Source organism: Thiomonas sp. FB-Cd (assembly GCF_000733775.1).
Taxonomy (GTDB): domain Bacteria; phylum Pseudomonadota; class Gammaproteobacteria; order Burkholderiales; family Burkholderiaceae_C; genus Thiomonas_A.
On sequence record NZ_JPOE01000005.1, the window covers coordinates 1,047,892 to 1,066,423 of the forward strand.

16 protein-coding genes and 1 pseudogene are annotated in these 18,532 nt (G+C 62.6%); 14 read left to right on the top strand and 3 right to left on the bottom strand.

What is annotated here, in order from left to right; all coding sequences use genetic code 11:
* The first annotated feature begins 13 nt into the window (after positions 1 to 13).
* Together CD04_RS0118645 and CD04_RS0118650 are read left to right on the top strand one after the other, a co-directional pair.
* The gene (locus tag CD04_RS0118645; protein ID WP_031409537.1) at positions 14 to 1,123 is read left to right on the top strand and encodes a mandelate racemase/muconate lactonizing enzyme family protein; all 1,110 of its coding nucleotides are present in this window, start codon (positions 14 to 16) and stop codon (positions 1,121 to 1,123) included.
* Between the two features lie 89 nt (positions 1,124 to 1,212).
* Entirely contained in the window at positions 1,213 to 1,902 is a 690-nt protein-coding gene (locus CD04_RS0118650; protein ID WP_031409539.1) for a GntR family transcriptional regulator, read from the top strand.
* Positions 1,903 to 1,925: 23 nt separating this feature from the next.
* Here CD04_RS0118650 and lhpI read toward each other — a convergent pair whose 3' ends face one another.
* The 3 genes and pseudogenes from lhpI to CD04_RS22255 form a co-directional block, all read right to left on the bottom strand.
* A complete protein-coding gene (gene lhpI, locus CD04_RS0118655) occupies positions 1,926 to 2,858 on the bottom strand; it encodes a bifunctional Delta(1)-pyrroline-2-carboxylate/Delta(1)-piperideine-2-carboxylate reductase (RefSeq protein WP_031409541.1) in 933 nt (310 codons plus the stop codon).
* Positions 2,855 to 3,895, bottom strand: a complete 1,041-nt coding sequence (locus CD04_RS0118660) for a proline racemase family protein (protein ID WP_031409543.1) — start codon at positions 3,893 to 3,895, stop codon at positions 2,855 to 2,857. The genes lhpI and CD04_RS0118660 overlap by 4 nt, the downstream gene beginning before the upstream one ends.
* Positions 3,896 to 4,079: 184 nt before the next feature.
* Positions 4,080 to 5,135, bottom strand: a pseudogene (locus CD04_RS22255) (IS630 family transposase).
* Between the two features lie 572 nt (positions 5,136 to 5,707).
* Here CD04_RS22255 and CD04_RS0118675 point away from each other — a divergent pair.
* From CD04_RS0118675 to CD04_RS0118735, 12 genes are all read left to right on the top strand, one after another.
* Entirely contained in the window at positions 5,708 to 7,387 is a 1,680-nt protein-coding gene (locus CD04_RS0118675) for a SulP family inorganic anion transporter (RefSeq protein WP_031409545.1), read from the top strand.
* A gap of 810 nt (positions 7,388 to 8,197) precedes the next feature.
* Positions 8,198 to 9,094, top strand: coding sequence for a dihydrodipicolinate synthase family protein (locus CD04_RS0118685; protein ID WP_031409546.1), 897 nt, complete (start codon positions 8,198 to 8,200; stop codon positions 9,092 to 9,094).
* 43 nt (positions 9,095 to 9,137) lie between these two features.
* The gene (locus CD04_RS0118690; RefSeq protein WP_031409548.1) at positions 9,138 to 10,283 is read left to right on the top strand and encodes a branched-chain amino acid ABC transporter substrate-binding protein; all 1,146 of its coding nucleotides are present in this window, start codon (positions 9,138 to 9,140) and stop codon (positions 10,281 to 10,283) included.
* A gap of 62 nt (positions 10,284 to 10,345) precedes the next feature.
* Entirely contained in the window at positions 10,346 to 11,245 is a 900-nt protein-coding gene (locus CD04_RS0118695; RefSeq protein WP_031409551.1) for a branched-chain amino acid ABC transporter permease, read from the top strand.
* Positions 11,242 to 12,183, top strand: coding sequence for a branched-chain amino acid ABC transporter permease (locus CD04_RS0118700; protein ID WP_231480690.1), 942 nt, complete (start codon positions 11,242 to 11,244; stop codon positions 12,181 to 12,183). The genes CD04_RS0118695 and CD04_RS0118700 overlap by 4 nt, the downstream gene beginning before the upstream one ends.
* A 2-nt stretch (positions 12,184 to 12,185) precedes the next feature.
* A complete protein-coding gene (locus CD04_RS0118705; protein WP_031409554.1) occupies positions 12,186 to 12,959 on the top strand; it encodes an ABC transporter ATP-binding protein in 774 nt (257 codons plus the stop codon).
* A complete protein-coding gene (locus CD04_RS0118710) occupies positions 12,956 to 13,708 on the top strand; it encodes an ABC transporter ATP-binding protein (protein WP_156030337.1) in 753 nt (250 codons plus the stop codon). The genes CD04_RS0118705 and CD04_RS0118710 overlap by 4 nt, the downstream gene beginning before the upstream one ends.
* Positions 13,709 to 13,743: 35 nt before the next feature.
* Complete coding sequence (locus CD04_RS0118715) at positions 13,744 to 14,703, top strand: proline racemase family protein (RefSeq protein WP_031409558.1); 960 nt, start codon at positions 13,744 to 13,746, stop codon at positions 14,701 to 14,703.
* A gap of 13 nt (positions 14,704 to 14,716) precedes the next feature.
* The gene (locus tag CD04_RS0118720) at positions 14,717 to 15,823 is read left to right on the top strand and encodes an FAD-binding oxidoreductase (protein WP_197033164.1); all 1,107 of its coding nucleotides are present in this window, start codon (positions 14,717 to 14,719) and stop codon (positions 15,821 to 15,823) included.
* On the top strand, positions 15,820 to 16,086 hold the full coding sequence (locus tag CD04_RS0118725; RefSeq protein ID WP_031409562.1) for a 2Fe-2S iron-sulfur cluster-binding protein: 267 nt from the start codon (positions 15,820 to 15,822) through the stop codon (positions 16,084 to 16,086). The genes CD04_RS0118720 and CD04_RS0118725 overlap by 4 nt, the downstream gene beginning before the upstream one ends.
* 1 nt (position 16,087) lies before the next feature.
* On the top strand, positions 16,088 to 17,320 hold the full coding sequence (locus CD04_RS0118730) for an FAD/NAD(P)-binding oxidoreductase (protein WP_031409564.1): 1,233 nt from the start codon (positions 16,088 to 16,090) through the stop codon (positions 17,318 to 17,320).
* Positions 17,321 to 17,371: 51 nt separating this feature from the next.
* On the top strand, positions 17,372 to 18,409 hold the full coding sequence (locus tag CD04_RS0118735; RefSeq protein WP_031409566.1) for an IS630 family transposase: 1,038 nt from the start codon (positions 17,372 to 17,374) through the stop codon (positions 18,407 to 18,409).
* The last annotated feature ends 123 nt before the right edge of the window (positions 18,410 to 18,532 follow it).

Genomic DNA, 18,532 nt, shown 5'->3' on the forward strand with positions numbered 1-18,532 from the left:
CAGGAGAGAGAATATGAAGATCACCGCGATCGAGGTCTACAACTTCGACCTGACCTATGTCCACGGTGTCTACACGATGTCGGGCGGCAGGGATGTCACCGTGCTTCCGTCGACGCTCGTGCGGGTAATCAGCGACTCAGGGCACGAAGGGTGGGGGGAGGTATGTCCACTGGGATCGGCCTACCTTCCCCAGCACGCCGACGGAGCCCGTGCTGCGCTACGCTTGCTGGCGCCTGCGCTGATTGGCCTCGACCCGACGAATCACGCTGCGATCTACGACACCATGGATGCGGTGCTCATGGGGCACGCTTATGCCAAGAGTCCGATCGACGTGGCGTGCTGGGATCTGACTGGCAAAGCGTGGGGCGCCAGCGTGGCCGACATGCTGGGCGGGGTCCGGCAGCAGCGCTTCCCGCTGTATTTCGCGGTTCCGCTCGGCTCGCCGGAGCGCATGACTCGCTACGTTCTAGATCGTCGCGCGGAAGGCATCCATCGCTTCCAGCTGAAAATCGGCGGCGACCCAAGCGTTGACGCGGTCCGCGCCAAGCACATCGTCGACAGCACGGGCCCCGAGGATCTAGTCATCGGCGACGCAAATTGCGGGTGGAGGTTGAACGAAGCGCTGATCGCCGCGCGGGCGATGGAGCATCTTCCACGCTTTTATTTCGAGCAACCCTGCCCGACCATGGAGGAATGTATCGAGGTGCGGCGGCACACGTCCCTGCCAATGGTCTACGACGAAATCGTAAACGATGCCGGCACACTGATCCGCGCGGTACGCGAAGGAGGTGCCGGAGCCTTCAACCTGAAGGTGTCAAAGGTCGGCGGCCTGACCAAGGCGAAGCTGTTGCGCGATCTGGCGCAGGAGCTGGGCGTGCAGGTTACCGTCGAGGACACCTGGGGCGGTGACATCGTATCGGCGGCTTCGGCCCACATCGCTGCGTCGACTCGGTCGCGCGCGCTGCTGAGTGTGTCGTTCATGAACGACTGGACCAGCGAGCACGTCGCCAGCTACCAGCCGCGCAGCCGCGACGGATTCGGCAGCGCGCCGAGCGGGCCAGGTCTCGGAATCGAGGTTGACGTCGCTGCGCTGGGGGCACCCCTGCTACGGTGCGGCAGCTGACGGCTGCGTAGAATGTATACAAATTGCTCTCACGCACGTTGCTATTGCGCGACCTGAGGCGAAGCCGATCGAACTTCCAGGACCCTCTCATGAATTCTCCAGCGGCCTCTTCTCGCCTGACGACGACGACCGTTGCCGGAGCCGCAGCGGATGCGCTGCGGCATCGCATCGTCTCGGGCGAACTACCCGAGGGGTTTCAGCTCAAGCAGAACGCCCTGGCCGCGGAACTTGGCATCAGCCGCATCCCGGTTCGCGAAGCGCTGGTGCAACTCGAGGGCGAGGGCTTGGTGAGCATCGTGCCGCGCAAGGGAGCGATTGTCTCGGAGCTCTCGATCGCGGAGATCGCCGAGCTGTTCGACTTGCGAGGGCTGTTGGAGCCGATTCTCTTGAAGAAATCTGCCCGGAAACTCACGGGTGCGGACTTTGCGCAGCTCGACGAGATCCTGTCCGAGTACGGGAGGGAGTTGCGCACGAAAAACCCGGCGCGCTGGGGCGAACTTAATACGAGATTGCACAGCGTGTTAATGTCCAAGGCTGGACAACCCCGCACGAGTGCCATCGTCGAATCGCTGCTCCAACAGACCGACCGCTACACCCGCCTTCAGCTCTCGCTGAGTCCGGAGAGTTGCCGCCGTGCCGAGGAGGAGCATGGCGAACTCGTGCGCCTGTGCAAGACGCGCGACATTCGCAGCGCAGCAACGCTCTTGAAGCAACATATCGACCACACCTGCGACGAGTTGAAGGAATTCATCGCCCTGCACAGGCATACGTCGCAATAAACGGGCGCACGTGCGCGCCGATTTCACGGCCGGGCTCGAAGCGACTGCAGCGCCACCCGTGCCGCAGCCAAGTCCCAGGCTGCGGTTCCGACGCTCTTGAAGACCGCGGGCCGGTCATTTCGCACCGGCTCGTCCAGCATGCGCCCAAGAGACATGACCGCCGACCAATCGACCGCTGCGCGCAGGAAGTCCCCGGCTTCGTGAAGTGCGCCAGCGGGGTCGTCCGCGAAAGCTTCGCTTCCGCCCAGCGTGGCAGCGCCGATTTCTGCCATCTCGGGCCGGAATGCCCCGACGCCGACGATCACTCGGCCCACTCGCGCTGGCTCGTTGTACACGGGCTGCTCACTGGTGGTCAACGTAATCACCGCATCAACGCCATCGGGTATGCAGGCCGGACACGGCGACACGTCGGCGCGCAGGTCGTGCGCGGCCTCGCAGAACGCCACAGTGCGCGCCGGGTCGCGTCCGCAGACCCAGACTCGGGCACGCGGGTACACCTCGCTCAACGCCTGAAGATGGAAGCGCGCCTGGGCTCCGGTACCGTACAGAAGGACTTCGCAAGGGGCGTGCCCGAGCAGGCGGCGGATGGCGACCAATGACACCGCGGCGGTCCGCCGCCCGGTCAGCGCGGGCCCGTCGAGCACGCACAGCAACCTACCGGTGGGGGCGTCACAAACGGTGACGATACCTTGGATCACGGGAAGAGCAACTCGCGCGTTGGCCGGCTGGACGTTCGAGAGCTTGTGCACGCCGATGTCCCTCGCGGTGGCCGGCATGCTTAGCATCACTCCGGAGTCGCTAAGCGGCACCGCCAGTCGCGGCGGACTGCAGATGGTGCCCGCCTCGAGTTCGCGCGCGGCCTGCTCCACGGCGTCCATCAGCCCGGAGAAGTCCAGCAATTGCGCGGTCCGCGCCGCGTCGAAGATCGCAAGCGATCGGTCGACATCGGGGTTCATTCCGCCTGCCTCGGCATCGGCCAGGTATCAGAAAGTCGATACCCCTGCGGGAACGGATCGGTAGGGTCGAGAGTGTGCTGATGGATCCCGGTGATCCAGGCGCTGCCGGAAATGATCGGGCTGATGCCCACGCGATCGCCGACGCGCAGCTCCGAATCGACGCGACAGCGAAACTCCGACCCGATCAGCGATCTTCCCACAAAACTGTCACCGGCTCGAAGCCGTCCCCGAGCATGGAGCACCGCCATGCGCGCCGAGCACCCGGTGCCGCATGGCGAGCGGTCGATCTTGCCGGGGCGGATGACGACCGCGTTCAGGCCGCAGGCCACTCCGTCCTCTTCGGTCATTGGTGCCGTCATCTGGCAGAATGAGATGTGGTTCCAGCCCAGCGCCTCGGGATGACGGAAACCTAGCTGCTCGTTTGCGGCTTCGGTGATCTTCATTCCCATCTCGGTAATGTCCCGCGCTTCGTCTGGGGTCAGCGCAAAGTCCAGTCGTCGTCCATCGATGATCGCGAAACTGTCTCCGCCGAAGGCCGTGTCTACCTTCACGCTGCCGACCCCACGGAGCTCGATGGTTGCATCGAGTTTGTCGACAAACGACGGCAGGTTTCGAACTCGAATTCGCCGCGCCTTGCCGTCACGGCAATCGGCGCGCACCTCGATCAGCCCGCCCGGGGCTTCGAGGCATAGCGCTGTCTGCGGTTCCTGCATGGGCACGATGCCGGTCTCGAGCAACACCGTGGCCACGCACATCGAATTCGACCCCGACATCGGCGGCGTGTCGTGGGGCTCCATCACGATCCAGCCCATCTGGGCCTTCGGGCTCTTGGGCGGAACCAAGAGGTTCACGTGGCGGAACACGCCGCCGCGCGGTTCGTTCAACACGAAGTTGCGCAGAGTCTCGTCCCGCGCTATGAAGCGCGACTGTTCCCAGACGCTCGCTCCGGGAGGTGGCGCAACGCCGCCGACGATCACGTCGCCAACCTCGCCGGCAGCATGGCAGCTCACGACGTGGATGACCTTGTTGGTTCGCATCGAATGCCTCGCTCGATCAGGGGCTAACCATTAATATAAAGTCGATTGTATACATTGTTCCGCGCTGTCACCCAGCCGCCGTCAGCGAAGGTGGCCTGCCTGGCCAGCCTTCCATTGTTCAATCCAGCCCTCGGAGTGGGATTATTGATTCGGCCACCAAACAGATTCGAGCTGCATAGCTGACTTAGGGGTCTTGGAAGTAGGCTTTGACGCGCTCGGGTTCGGGGGTGATGACGGCCATGTGCTCCTCCGTTGCGGCCAGCAGGCGCGCCTTGGTGCGCACATGCACCTTCTTACGCATGACGTGCTTCAAGTCGGCGTTCAGCCGCTCCGCGGGGTTGAGCTCCGGGCTGGTGCTGGGCAGGTAGAACACCTCGATCGCCTCGTTGTGCTGGGCCAGCCATTGCTTCGCGGGTTTGCAGTGATGCACGGTGAGGTTGTCCAGGATGAGAAAGACCTTGCCGCGGGCATCCTTCACCAGCGCTTCAAAGAACTCGATCAGGCGTTCATGGTTGAAGGCCCCGTCGATGATCATCCAGCGCGCCTTGCCCTGGCGGGTGACGCTGGCGATCATCGACAGCTTCTGGCGCGTGCTGCCCACGGCCATCGCCACCGGCGTCTTACCCCTGGGCGCAACGCTGCGGCCACGCGCATCGGTGTTGACCAGCGCCGTCTCATCACCCCAATGGATTTCACCCTTCTCGGCTTTGGCACGTTCGACAAGCGCTGGGGACTCCGTCTCCAGCCAGGCCCGCACCGCAGCAGGGGACTGTTCATCAGCCCGACGGATCGGTTTTTGCGGGGTGAACCCCCAACGCGCCAAGTACTTGCCCACCGAGCGCATCTGCAAGGCCATGCCGCATTCGCGTTCGATGCGTTGCATCACAGCAGCTCGGCTTCACAGGGCGAAGTCCATCTTGAGTTGCTCAGGGCGGTGATCACAGATCATGTGCTGGATGTGCGCCTCCTGTTCCGCACTGAGCACCCGCTGATCCCCTGCGCGGCGGCCTCTGCGCTGGGGATCCAACGCAGCCATGCCGCCGGCTTCATAGCGGTCAATCGTCTTGCTCACCGCCGTGCAGCTCAGGCCCACATCGACGGCAATCTGCGTGCGCGTGCGCCCGCATTTGTGCACCCGGATGACCTGTCCGAGCCGCTCATGTTGCTCGGCTGGCGTCACCCGTCTTGCATCGTCCTTATCCTTGCAAACCCGGACTCGCGTTTGCCCCGAGAGTTCCATCTACTTATGGGCGTAGCCTATAGGTGATTGGCGACACACTAGCAAACCATAACAATCGGTCAGTTTCCAGCTGCAATTCCGGGAACGAAGATCACGAAGCCGAGCGATTGGTGAGTCTGTCACATCCGAACTGAGGCACTACCGGCCGTTCAGGCCCCTTGGACGGAACGGCTCGAGCTCGATCTACTGCTGTCATTCGGCGTGCTTCCATGATCCCGCCGTGCCGCAGCTGCGCCGGGCGGCCTGCGTCAGCCGCATCTGACCCGATCGAGCTGCTCGTCACCTAAAGACTATCAGGCCGATTAGCGCCATGGCACGCGCAAGTCAGGTGGCGGTCTTGCTGCCCCGAGCATCGCGATAGCCATACACTTGCAAGCGTAGGATGAGGCTTAACGTGGCGGCAATCGCGAAATCGATCAGCAAAGGCTGGGCGGAGAGCATGGTGGCAACGCCCCCACGATGATCGCAGACATGAACAAACCAACTTCGCACGCAAAACCCTGACAGCCTCTGGGCGGCTGTAGCGGCTTCCGGCGCACCCTTTTGAGATCACGAACCCTTCAGGAGATGTGATGTCCATACGGTGGTTCAAAGGGATGCCGTCGGTAAATCGTGCCTCTGCATGGCGCGACGTTATGGCGGGTGTCGTCCTCGCCTCGATGGATATTCCGCAACTGCTCGGCTATGCGCGCATCGCCGGCATGCCGCCAGTCACTGGACTCTATACTGGTTTCCTGCCCATCATAGCGTTCGCGATCTTCGGCGCTTCGCGCAACCTCGTTGTCGCCGCCGACTCGGCAACCGCGACCATCTTTGCGAGCAAGCTCTCAACCCTGGCCACGCCGTCGAGCGCGCAGTACATTGCCTTAGCGGGGATGACGGCCCTGCTCACAGCCGCGATGCTGTGGCTCGCACGCATCTTTCGCCTCGGTTTTCTCGCCGACTTTCTTTCCCGCACGGTACTGGTTGGTTTTCTCGCTGGCGTCGGATTGCAGGTCGGAGCGGCGATGCTCGCAGACATGCTAGGTGTTCCGATCGCCGCGCGCGCGACGCTGCAGCAGATCGGGTTGATCGCCACGCACCTTCCGAACATTCAATTGCCCGCACTCGGCATATCAATTGCCGTGGTCGCCACCGTCCTACTGTTCAAGCATTTCAGGCCCCGCTGGCCGGTGGCGCTTGTCGTCGTGGCTGTGGGCATCGAATCGAGTGTCATCTGGAATTTGAGCGGCTACGGCATTGCCGTCATCGGCCCTCTGGACATCGGCTTACCGCATCTGCACCTGTTCGAATTGGGTTGGTACCAGACGGTGGACCTGCTGCAAGTGGCCGGATCCTGTTTCGTCGTGGTGATTGCGCAGAGCGCTGCGACGAGCCGCGCGTTCGCCGAACGCCATGGCGATGGTACCGATCCGGATTCTGATCTTCTCGGCCTAGCCGCGGCAAATGTGGCGGCAGCGCTAAGCGGCGCCTTCGTGGTCAACGGCAGCCCGACGCAGACCGCCATGGCGGAACAGGCGGGCGCGCGCAGCCAGCTCGCGCAGCTGACCATGGCTTGCGTCGTCGTAGCGGTTCTGCTGATCCTCGGGCACTCGCTCCAGTACCTGCCGCAATGCATCCTGGCGTCCGTCGTGTTCACGATCGCGGTCGGGCTTATTGCGGTCCGGCAACTCGCCGAGATCCGGCGCGAGAGCCCGGGAGAATTCGCGCTCGCAGCGGCGACAGCCCTTGTCGTGGTGAGCGCCGGCGTTGGAACGGGGATCTTCGTCGCGATCGTGCTTTCGCTCTTGCGCCATGTGCGTCACAGCTATCGCCCGCACACTATGGTGTTCTCGCCGGACGAGGAAAGTCGTTGGAAGCCCGTCCCGTCGCAAGCGGGCCTCGAAACGACCCCGGGCCTGATCGTGTACCGTTTTGCAGCCGACCTGTTCTACGCGAACGTGCAACTGTTCGTCGATGAGGCGCACCGACTGATCAACAACGCGCCGCACCCGGTTCGCTGGTTCATCGTCGACGCCTCCGCGATCACCGATCTGGATTACTCAGCGGGGCGGTCGGTCAACGGCATGTGCGAGGAATTGGCTAGGCGTGATATCAAGGTGATATTTGCCCGCGTGAACCGTTACCTCCGCGCCGACATGGATCGCCATGGCGTCACGGCTGTGATCGGGGCGGGCAACGTCCACGAGACCTTGCACGAGGCGCTCACGATCGCAAGCGGTTCGAGCATTGCTACGTCACAGGTGCAATAGTGCGGGACACCAACTCCAGCTAGGCGCTCCCGGGCCTTGGCGTCCTGTTTGTGCAAGCCGCCGGCAAGAACAGTACTGTTCTCCGGTGACCCTGCGGATCTTGATCGGCACTGACAATGCGCTGTCGCACGCCATCAAGTATGGTTCACGAGATGGTGAGTCTCGTGTTGCTATGCTTGGTGGGAATCTATGCCGGCGCAGCCATCGTGCATCACGTCATCCAGCGCCATAACACGCTGCGCTGAATGCTCTGATCCGCGCGCAGTGCCCGCTGCCGGATAGTCGCTTGTTGCGATGCTGTCCCTGGCATCTTGCCCCCGGCCGTGTCCGCTCGACCCGGCGCACCTGAAAGCGATCAAACTTCGTACCGCTGGCGGTGGTTGTAGAACGTCAACCAATCGACGATCCATTCCACTGCCCGTCTGGCACGCCGGAAGCGATCGGATGGCAGATCAGGTTCGAGGGCAAGTTCGTGGCTGCAGGAAGCTGACGCTCACCTCTTCGTCGTTAATGGCGTACGTCGAGACACTCGCTTGGCAGGCTGCTGGCTGCCGCGCGGCTAGGGCCGCGGTCAGGACATCGATAGGTCCAGAGAAAGACTCCTGAGAGAGAAACATCGAGCATGAGGCTTCAGCGCGGATCTGCCTGACCGATTCGCAGCAAACCGCCGCACCTTGGAGCCGCCTTGCGGGTAATCCCCAAGTCAATCACACACTATGCGGATCTTCTCACCGCGTCAGCGCGAAACTCACAAGACAGTCGGTGTTCGTACCCCGAGAATTCAACCGTGTCACAAATACGGAGGCGAAAGTGGACACCAATTGGAAGGGGGTATTCCCAGCGGTTACGACCAACTTTAACGCTGATCAAAGTCTTGACCGCAGCGGAACCGCGAACGGGATCCGGTTGCAGCTTGAGGCGGGTGTAAGCGGAGTGATCGTGTGTGGCTCACTCGGCGAAGCCTCCACCCTAACTCCTGCAGAAAAGCTCGAAGTTGTCGGCATTGCGCGCGAAGTCTGCCAAGCACGAATCCCGGTTCTGCTGACGATAGCCGAGGACTCGACGCGCGTCGCATGCGCCCTGGCACGAGACGCGGCACGCCAGGGTGTCGATGGACTAATGGTGCTGCACGGCTTGCGCTACGTATCCGACGGCGTCGAGACAGTCGCGCACTTCAACGCCCTGGCCGACGCCTCGGATCTTCCGATGATGATCTACAACAATCCGCTCGCGTACGGGGTCGACGTCGGCTTGCCAGTACTCGACGAATTGGCAAGGAACCCGTTGTTCATCGCAATCAAGGAGTCCTCGGGAGACATTCGGCGGGTCACCGACATCAAGCGGGAATTCGGTGATCGCTACCAGATCCTTTGTGGAGTAGATAACCTGGCTCTCGAGGCGCTCATGATGGGCGCTGACGGATGGGTCGCGGGGCTGTGCTGCGCATTTCCCCGCGAGACCGTCGCCATCTACGAGGCTTACCGCGCGCAAAGGTATGACGAGGCCTTGTCAATCTATCGCTGGTTTGCACCTCTACTGGCACTCGATGTGTCAAACAAGCTGGTGCAGAACATCAAGCTTGCCGAGTCGATGGTCGGCGCCGGCACCGAGCACGTGCGGCAACCGCGTCTGCCGTTGAGCGGCACCGAACGCGCGAACGTGGCAGCGGTCATCGACCGCGCCTTGGCTACGCGGCCGGTGCTCTGAGCGCCGCGCGAGCCCTATACAAACACAACGAGAGGAGACGATCATGCTAGTAGAAAAGGCGTTTTATGCGGTGGCGCTGGCAAGCAGCGTTGCATTCACAGCTCAAGGTGCAGCACATGCGGCTGGCAGTGTCATCAAGTTTGGCGTCCAGGCTCCGATCACTGGACAGTATGCCAACGAGGGGCAGGGCATCAGCAACGCCGCGAAACTGTTGGCGGCCGAGTGGAACAAACGTGGTGGCCTGCTCGGCCGCAGGATCGTCGTCGAACTCTGCGATGACCAGGGGCAGGCGGCTCAGGGTGCCATCTGCGCCCGCCAGTTCGTTAACGACGGGGTTCTTGCGGTAATAGGTAGCTACACGAGCGGTGCAGCGCTCGCGGCGGAGCCTATTTACGCGGCATCCAGCATCATCCAGACCTCGGACGGCACTAGCGATCAGCTGACCGCGCACGGCTACAAAACCTTCTTCCGCAATGCGCCGCCGAACAGCGCTGAGGCCGTATTCACTGCAAAGTATTTTGTCGCCAAGGGATATCGAAAGGTGGCAGTGATCACCGACCACTCGAGCTTTGCGACGGGGCTCGCACAGTCGGTCATCGCAGAGGCCAAGAAGGCGGGCGTTGACATCGTCGATGAGGCATACATCAATGCCGGCACGCAGGACTACACGCCAGTGTTGACCAAACTCGGTGCCTTGCATCCCGACGCCGTCTATTTTTCCGGTTACTACACGGACGGTGGGCTGATCAAGGCGCAAATGTCACAGCTCGGCCTGAAGGCCCCCTTTATTGGCGGCGATGCGAATCAGAACACCGCTTTCGCCAAGATTGCCGGAACCGCCGCTGCGGGCGCAGTGATCATCAACGTGCCGGCACCCCAGGACCTCCCGTACAAGTCTGCGCAAAAGTTCCTGGCGAATTACAGGGCAATGTATGGAAAGGCGCCGCCGAGCGTCTATACGTTGACCAATGCCGACGGCATGCGGGCGATTCTGCAAACTGCCGAGCGCATCAAAACCGTCAAGCCCACGGAGCTAATCCCCGCGCTCCATCACCTGAGCCGTTTCAACGGCTACACCGGGCAGTTCTCGTGGAACGAAGCTGGCGAGCGAATCGGCAGCGGCTTTGTCGCTTTCGTGATCACGCCGAGCGCCGGTTACCGGATCGTTTACCCGAAGTCCGGCGACTGATCTGATTTCGAAAGACGCGGGGCGCCCCGGGCGGAGCGCCCCGCTCGACATTCGGGGGTTGCATGCTAGGCACACTTGTTCAGCAGTTGGTCAACGGACTGGCCGTGGGCGGAATTTATGCCTTGATTGCCTTGGGGTACACGATGGTTTACGGTGTGCTGAGGCAGATCAATTTTGCCCACGGCGATCTTTGCATACTTGGCGCATATATTGGGTTGATGGTCTTGCGCGCGTTTCGTGGGCATTCATCAATCGTTGCAGTCGCTCTGGCTTTCGTCGTCGCAGCCTCTGTAGTCGCAGTGGCCGGTCTACTCCTCGAGCGGGTGGCCTATCGCCCGCTACGAAAAGCCAACAAGCTGGCCCCTGTGGTGTCAGCGCTTGGTGCGTCGCTAGTTATTGAGAACGGGCTGATGCTGCTTTGGGGGCCGCAGATCATGGTTTTTCCAGAGCACATTCTGGGGGGCTCAAGTTGGCATTTCCTAGGGGCGGCCATCACGTCACTCCAGTTGGCAATCATCTGCGGCTCCGCGCTGCTTATGGCAGCCCTATATGGGTTCGTGCATCACACACGCTTTGGTACAGCGATGCGCGCTGCGGCGAGTGACCAGGACGCTGCAAGGCTAATGGGAATTGATGTCAATAAAGTGATCATTGCGGTCTTCATGCTGGGGCCGGCGATTGGCGCCGTAGGTGGGTTATTCGTGGGGCTTTATTACCGGCAGGTCTATTTCACGATGGGTTGGACCTATGGATTGAACGCCTTCATCGCCGCCATCCTTGGCGGCATCGGAAACATTCCGGGGGCGATGTTGGGAGGGGTGATCCTAGGGCTATTCAGCGCGCTAGCAGCGGGATTCATCTCAAGCTCTTGGCAACAGGCGATCACGTTCGCGCTGCTGATTGGCATCCTGCTGTTACGGCCCACCGGGCTGCTCGGTGAACGCGTTGCGGAGAAAGTATGATGCAAAAGCTGAATCGCCGAACCTTGGTGCGACCCGGCCTGCTGGCGTGGGCTGTCTGCCTCGCCGCGCCCTACGTTTTGAGCGCGACCTGGCTGTTCATTGCAACGCTATTTGCGATGTACGCGCTGGTGGCTTTGAGCCAAGATATCGTGCTCGGACGGGCAGGCATGTTCGACATGGGGCATGCGGTGTACTTCGGCATCGGTGCGTACGCAACAGGAATACTGAGCACTGCGTTCGCGTGGCCAGTGCTCGCGACCTGGCCGATCGCTGCCCTCGTTGCCGTCCTCTGTGCGATGGCGCTAGCGGTTCCGATCGTGAAGTTGCGCGGAGACTATCTCCTTGTAGCCACCCTTGGCCTTAACGCGATTTTCGTCCTCGCCCTCGACAACAACCTGCTCGGCGTTACGGGCGGCGCAGACGGAATCTTCGGCATCGGGGCACCTGCCATATTGGGTCGGGCTTGCATCTCCGCGCCTAGCCAATTCTGGCTGTGCTGGTCTGTTCTCGGCATCGGGCTCTATCTGATGTGGCGCCTGGATCGATCTCACCTGGGCAGAACCCTGCGGCTGATTAAGACCGACGAGCTTGCAGCAACGACGCTCGGCGTCAATGCGCGCCACTACAAGGTTCTTGCATTTGGTCTGGGAGCGGGACTTGCATCGGTTGCCGGTGCGCTGTTTGCCAGCGTCATGGGCAATGTCAGTCCAGGCTCGTTCAACTTTGCTGAGTCCGTCACTCTATTTGCGATCGTACTGGTCGGTGGCCAGGGTTCGGTGGCGGGTGTGCTGCTGGGTACTGTGCTGATGTTCGTTGTTCCGCAGGCGTTTCGGCAATTCGAAACGTATCGCTACCTCGTCTTCGGCGTCGCGATGATGGTCGCGATGGTCGCACGTCCCGAAGGCATCTGGCCGCGTCGCGCCGTGCAGGAGACCTGACCATGGCACAGCATCTGCTTGAGTTGCAAGGGGTTGGCATACGCTTCGGCGGCCTACAGGCGGTAGCTGACCTCAGCTTTTCTGTCGGGCCTGGCGAGGTGGTCGGTCTGATTGGCCCGAACGGCGCGGGCAAGACCACGGCGTTCAACCTGATAACCGGTGTCTATCGGCCGACAGCGGGCGAGATTCGCTTTGATGGGAGCATCATCAGCGGGCGGCTCCCCCACGAGATCGCGGCGCGCGGCATCGCGCGAACATTTCAGACGATACGGCTCTTTCAGGGTCACAGCGTATTGCAAAACATTCTGGCGGGCACTCATCTACACGTGCGTCAGCGCTGGTGGCAAGGTCTTCTGGGCCTTCCTGAACAACGGCGTGAGGAAAGGCATTTGCGCGACGAGAGCATGTCGATGCTCGCTGAATTGGGACTAGATAGGTATGCGGACATGAATGCCGGGCAGTTGGCCTATGGCGTGCAGCGGCGAGTTGAGCTAGCTCGGGCGCTAATGACCCGTCCCCGGTTGCTGATTCTCGACGAGCCCGCTGCTGGCCTGAACGATGCGGAATCTCTGGCACTCAATGAAACGATACGGAACATACAGGCGCGAGGTATCGGTGTGCTACTCGTCGAGCACGATATGAACGTGGTGATGAACGTCACCGACAAAGTCGTGTGCATTAATTTCGGGCGCAAGATCGCCGAAGGGGTCCCAGCAGCCGTCGCTGCCAACGACGCCGTGGTCGAGGCGTACCTCGGACGGGACGAAGAACTATGAGTGAACTTAATTTGTCGGACCGGCGAATTGGTCACGAAGAACTGCTGTCGGTAAACTCGTTGACCGTAAAGTACGGCGCGATTTCAGCCCTGCGCGGCGCCTCCCTTCGCGTAAGGCGCGGCGAAATCGTCTCCTTGTTAGGTGCCAACGGCGCCGGAAAGAGCACGCTGATGCGAACCATTAGCGGCTTGCTGAGACCGACGGCGGGGAGCATTGCTTTCGACGGGGAGTCCACATTGGGGATCAGCGCCGACCGCATCGTTCGCCGCGGCATATCGCAGGTACCGGAGGGGCGGAGGGTCTTTCCGACCTTGACCGTACGTGAGAACCTGGTGCTTGGCGGCTATACCCGTCCGGCGTGGGAAGTGGGCCGAGGCCTGGAAGCCTCCTACGCTCTTTTCCCCAGGCTCGCAGAGCGCGAAGGTCAACTGGCCGGCACCTTGTCCGGAGGCGAACAGCAGATGCTGGCCATCAGCCGTGCGTTGATGGCGCGACCGCGGTTGCTGCTACTAGACGAGCCGAGTCTTGGCCTCGCACCAATCATCGTGCGTGACATTTTCCAAGCGCTACGCAAGATTGCCGGAGACGGCCTAACGATCTTAATCGTCGAGCAAAACGCGCGAATGGCTTTGCGCCTGGCGAATCGCGCCTACGTCTTGGAGCACGGCGAAGTGGTAGCTGAAGGTTCCGCGCGTGAGCTCCTCGATTCCGACTTGGTGCAGGCGAGCTACCTTGGCGGTGGACATTGATGGAGGCCCCATTTCATGATCTCTGGAAGTAGACGATGACCAGAACGCTTCGATTTATCGACTCGCACACCGGCGGTGAGCCAACACGGGTTTTGCTTGAGGGCATCCCTCGGCCGGCGCGGGGGAGGATTCGCGAGTGGTATCAAGAAATTCGCCGAGAGTACGGCTGGTTGCTAGCCGCGGCAGTCAATGAGCCGCGCGGATCGGACATCCTGGTCGGTGCCGCATATTGGCCACCGACCGAGTCGGATATGGCCGGCGAGGTGATGTTCTTCAACAACGTCGGACTGCTCGGCATGTGCGGGCACGGCACGATCGGACTGGTGGTCTCGCTCGCGCACTTGGGCCGTCTTGCTCCTGGCCTCCACACGCTTCACACGCCGGTTGGCAACGTGCGCGCGTTTCTGCGCGAAGACGGCAGGGTGCGCGTACAGAACGTCCCCTCCTACCGCCACCGCAAGAACGTGGCGATCGACGTTCCTGGATACGGCGGTTTCATCGGTGACGTCGCGTGGGGCGGGAACTGGTTCTACATCGTAGAGCACGGACAAGACCGCATCGATCTTTCGAACCGAGATCTGCTGACCGAATTGTGCTGGGCAATACGCGGCGAGCTGCGCGCGAGGGGCATCACGGGGCGCGACGGCGCCGAGATCGATCACATTGAGCTGTCCTCGGCGCGGGACGCGGCGCCGGGCAACGATGCGAAGAATTTCGTGCTCTGCTCCGGTAAGGCCTACGACCGCTCGCCGTGCGGAACCGGAACCAGCGCACGACTGGCGTGTCTGGCTGCCGACGGCGTACTCGGCGCCGGGCAGACGTGGCGCCAGGAGAGCGTCACCGGCAGCGTATTCGAAGGCAATTATGAAAGCTGCACGGTAGACGACGATGGCGTCGCCTGGATCAAACCGTCGATCACCGGAAGCGCGCAAGTTACCGCCGTTGGCGAGCTGCTATTCGACGAGGCGGAGCGTGCCGCTGATCGCTGGGCCTGAGGCGATGGGCCCCGTGGACTGTCTCATCATCGGGGGCGGCATTGTCGGCGCCGCCTGCGCTCGCGAACTGGCGCGCGCAGGCGCTACGGTCGATCTGCTAGAGGCGGATTACCTTGGTTCTGGAGCTACGTCGGCTGGGATGGGGCATCTCGTCACCCTGCAGGGAGTGCCGGGCGAGCTCGAGTTTACGCGCCACGGTGTTGAGGCTTGGCGGCGCGAAGCCGACGAGCTCAAACGCGCGGCAGAATATGTGCAGACGGGGACTCTTTGGATCGCGTCGGGGCCCAGCGAAGTCGAGCTGCTCGAGCAGCAATCGGATGCGTTCGCCGCCGCCGGGGTCGACGCTGAATTGCTGACCCGCACGGGGTTGGTCGCGGCCGAGCCGGCGTTGGCGGAGGCGGCATGCGCCGGCCTGCGCGTTCCAGGGGACGCCATCATCTACGCGCCAAAGGCCGCGCAGTGGCTGGGCCGGCAATCCTGCGACGGACGGCTTCGCGTACATCAGGGGGTGCGCGTAACCCGGGTCGGCCAAGACTGGGCCGAGGCCGACGACGGCCGGCGCTTTGCAGCTGCGCACGTGATCATCGCCGCGGGACTGCAAGCTAAGGCGCTGCTGCCGGATCTGCCACTCGTCGCCAAGCGCGGACATCTGATGATCACGGATCGTTACCCGGGCATGCTGCGCCACCACGTACTCGAAATCGGTTACGCCGCTAGCACTCATGCGCAAAGCTCGGTGTCGGTGTCGTTTAACGTGCAACCGCGGCCGACCGGTCAAATCTTGATCGGCTCGTCGCGGGAGATCGGGGTCGAGAGCGCCTCCGAGGATCCCGCGATCGTGCGGCAATTGGCGCGGCGGGCCATGCAATTCCTGCCTGGGCTGGCCGAGGTTTCTGTGCTGCGCGCGTGGACCGGAGTGCGGGCGGCGTCGGCCAGCGGCATGCCGATCATAGGCCGTGCAAAGCTGCCAGGCCCGCTGGGCCTAGTCTGGGTGGCTGCTGGTCATGAAGGCCTGGGCGTATCAACGGCGCTGGTAACGGCGAGCATCGTGCGCTCCAGGATCGTTGGCGAAAGTCTGCCTGAGGGGTTGGAGCAGCTTTACGGGGAGGGGGTTTCGTGAGGCACTGCCCCAACGTGGTGGTCCGCGTCGACGGCGTCGCGGTCGAAGTCGGCGACGGGGCGACGATCGCCGCTGCGATTGAACAGGCGGCGGCGGGTAGGCCGGCGATCTATCGGCGCTCGGTCGGCGGTGCGGGACGCGCAGCCCTGTGCGGCATGGGCGTGTGCAAGGAGTGTCGCGTCACCATCGATGGGCGCGCGCATCGGCTGGCGTGCATGACGCGCTGCGAACCCGGAATGATGATCTCGACACGAGGAGACTAACTTGGCGCGATTCGATTTACTGGTGGTCGGCGCCGGCCCCGCCGGGTTGGGCGCCGCGGTGGCTGCGGCACGGCACGGTGCCATGGTCTGCGTGCTGGAGCAATCGCCCGAGATCGGCGGACAGGTGTGGCGCCGCGACCTGCTCCGTGCCCGCCCGGCCGTAGCGGCGGGGTTGATGCGTCAGTTGCAGGAAAGCGCGCGCGTAACCATCATGGCTTCGACCCAGGTGGTCGGTCTCGACGGGACACAGCGGCTGCTAGTCGCCGACGCTAGCGGCAGCCTGCAGACACTGGATTACGAAGGGCTGGTGCTGGCCACCGGCGCCCGGGAACTGATCCTGCCGTTTTCCGGCTGGACTCTGCCCGGAGTAAGCGGCGCGGGTGGCTTGCAAGCGCTGGTGAAGGGCGGTGTGGCGGTAGCCGGGCAGCGCGTGGTCGTTGCCGGCAGCGGCCCGCTGCTGTGGGCATGCGCGAACACCATTGCGCGCCGCGGCGCAATGGTCGTGGCTATCGTCGAAGCGATACCGGCACGGGCGCTGGCAAGGTTCACTGCCGGCCTCTGGCGCCACCCGGGAAAGCTCGCGCAGGCGCTAGCGCTGCGCGCGTATCAAGCGCGCAGCCGCGTGATCACGGCGAGTCAGGTCGAGCGCGTCCTCGGCGACGAGCGCGTGAAAGGCGTCCAGCTGCGTCACGGCACACGGCGCATCGAGCTCGCGTGTGACCGCGTCGCCTTCGGGCTCGGCCTCGTCGCCAATGCTGAGCTGGGTGGGACGATCGGTTGCCGCATCGTCGAGAGCGGGTACGCCGAGCGCGCGATCGCTGTCGACGAGCGCCAGAGAACCTCGGTCCACGGGGTTTACGCGGCCGGAGAATGCACCGGCTCAAGAGGGGCCGAGTTGGCCGCGATTGAGGGCGCCGTCGCTGGCCTGGCGTTCGTCGGCTGCTTCGATCCAGACGGCGCCGAGGCCCGCGCGCGCCGTCGGTGGCGCGCGTACTCCGTGCGCGTCAGCCGCTGCTTCGCGGTCGATCGACAGTGGGCCGCAGCAGCGGCGCGCGACGCCATCGTCTGCCGCTGCGAGGACGTGGAGTTCCGCGCGGTGAGTGCCTTCGCGAACCGGAACGAAGCGAAGATGATGACCCGGTGCGGCATGGGGCCGTGTCAAGGGCGTATATGCGGGGCGACGACACGCGCCCTGCTGGGTTGGGGTCCAACGCGAGTGCGCGGGCCTTTATAGATAAGGCCCAATAAAATATGAACTTTCAGCAAGTTTTTTGATCCATTGATGATGGAAAAGGAAAACGCAAGGAAGCAAACACTGGAGCAACTTCACGAGCGGCGCAAGCAAGTCGTGAGGTTGCACAAGCGGGGCGTCAAGATCATGCAGATCGTGGACATGACGGGGCTGAGCTACCCGCCCGTTCGAGCGGCCATTGACTTGTACGAGGCTGGCGGCTGGAGCGCCATCCGGCCGACTCGGCGCGGACGCGCCAGAGGCGACGGTCGGGTGCTCAGTCAAGCGCAAGAAGAGACGATCCAGCGCCTGATCATTGACACGCGTCCTGAGCAACTCAAGATGGACTTTCACCTGTGGAGCCGCGCTGCGGTGATGCAGCTCATTGAACAGGAGTTCGACATCAAACTGCAGGTGCGCAGCGTTGGAAAGTACCTCACCCGCTGGGGCTTTACGCCGCAAAAGCCCATCAAGCGAGCCTATGAGCAAAGCCCCGCGGCGGTGCAGGCTTGGCTGGAGGGGGAATACCCCGCCATCGAGCAGCGCGCCAGGGCTGAGGGCGGGGAAATCCACTGGGGAGACGAAACCGCGCTGGTCAACACGGACGTGCGTGGCAGAAGCTTTGCCCCTGCGGGCAAAACCCCCGTGGCGATGGCGGTGGGCGGCACGCGCCAGAAGCTCTCGATGATCGCCACGGTGACCAACCAGGGCAAGACCCGCTGGATGATCATCGACGAGGCGTTTGATGCCGACAAGTTGATTGAGTTCTTGCAGGCCTTGATCAAGGATGCGGGCAAGAAGGTATTCCTGATTCTGGACAACCTGAGGGTGCATCACAGCAAGTTGGTGAAGGCTTGGGTGGCCTTGCATTACGCTCAGATCGAGCTGTTTTACCTGCCCAGCTACAGCCCCCAACTCAACCCTGAGGAGAGGCTCAACGCCGATCTCAAACAGGAAATGGGCAAACGCGTGCCGGTGCGAACCAAGGCCAAATTGCGCGAAGCTGCCAACGACCACATGGCGAGGCTGGAACAAAACCCGCAGCGTGTGATGAGCTACTTCCAGGACCGGCATGTTCGCTACGCAGCTTAATACTTCACAGGGCCGGAGCAATAGTGCCGACTAGCTTAGGTGCGCTTGGCGGCGACGGAGGGCTGAACAGTGAATGAAATTCTTGGCTTGTGCCTTATTGCTGGAGAACCCGTTGGCGTCGAT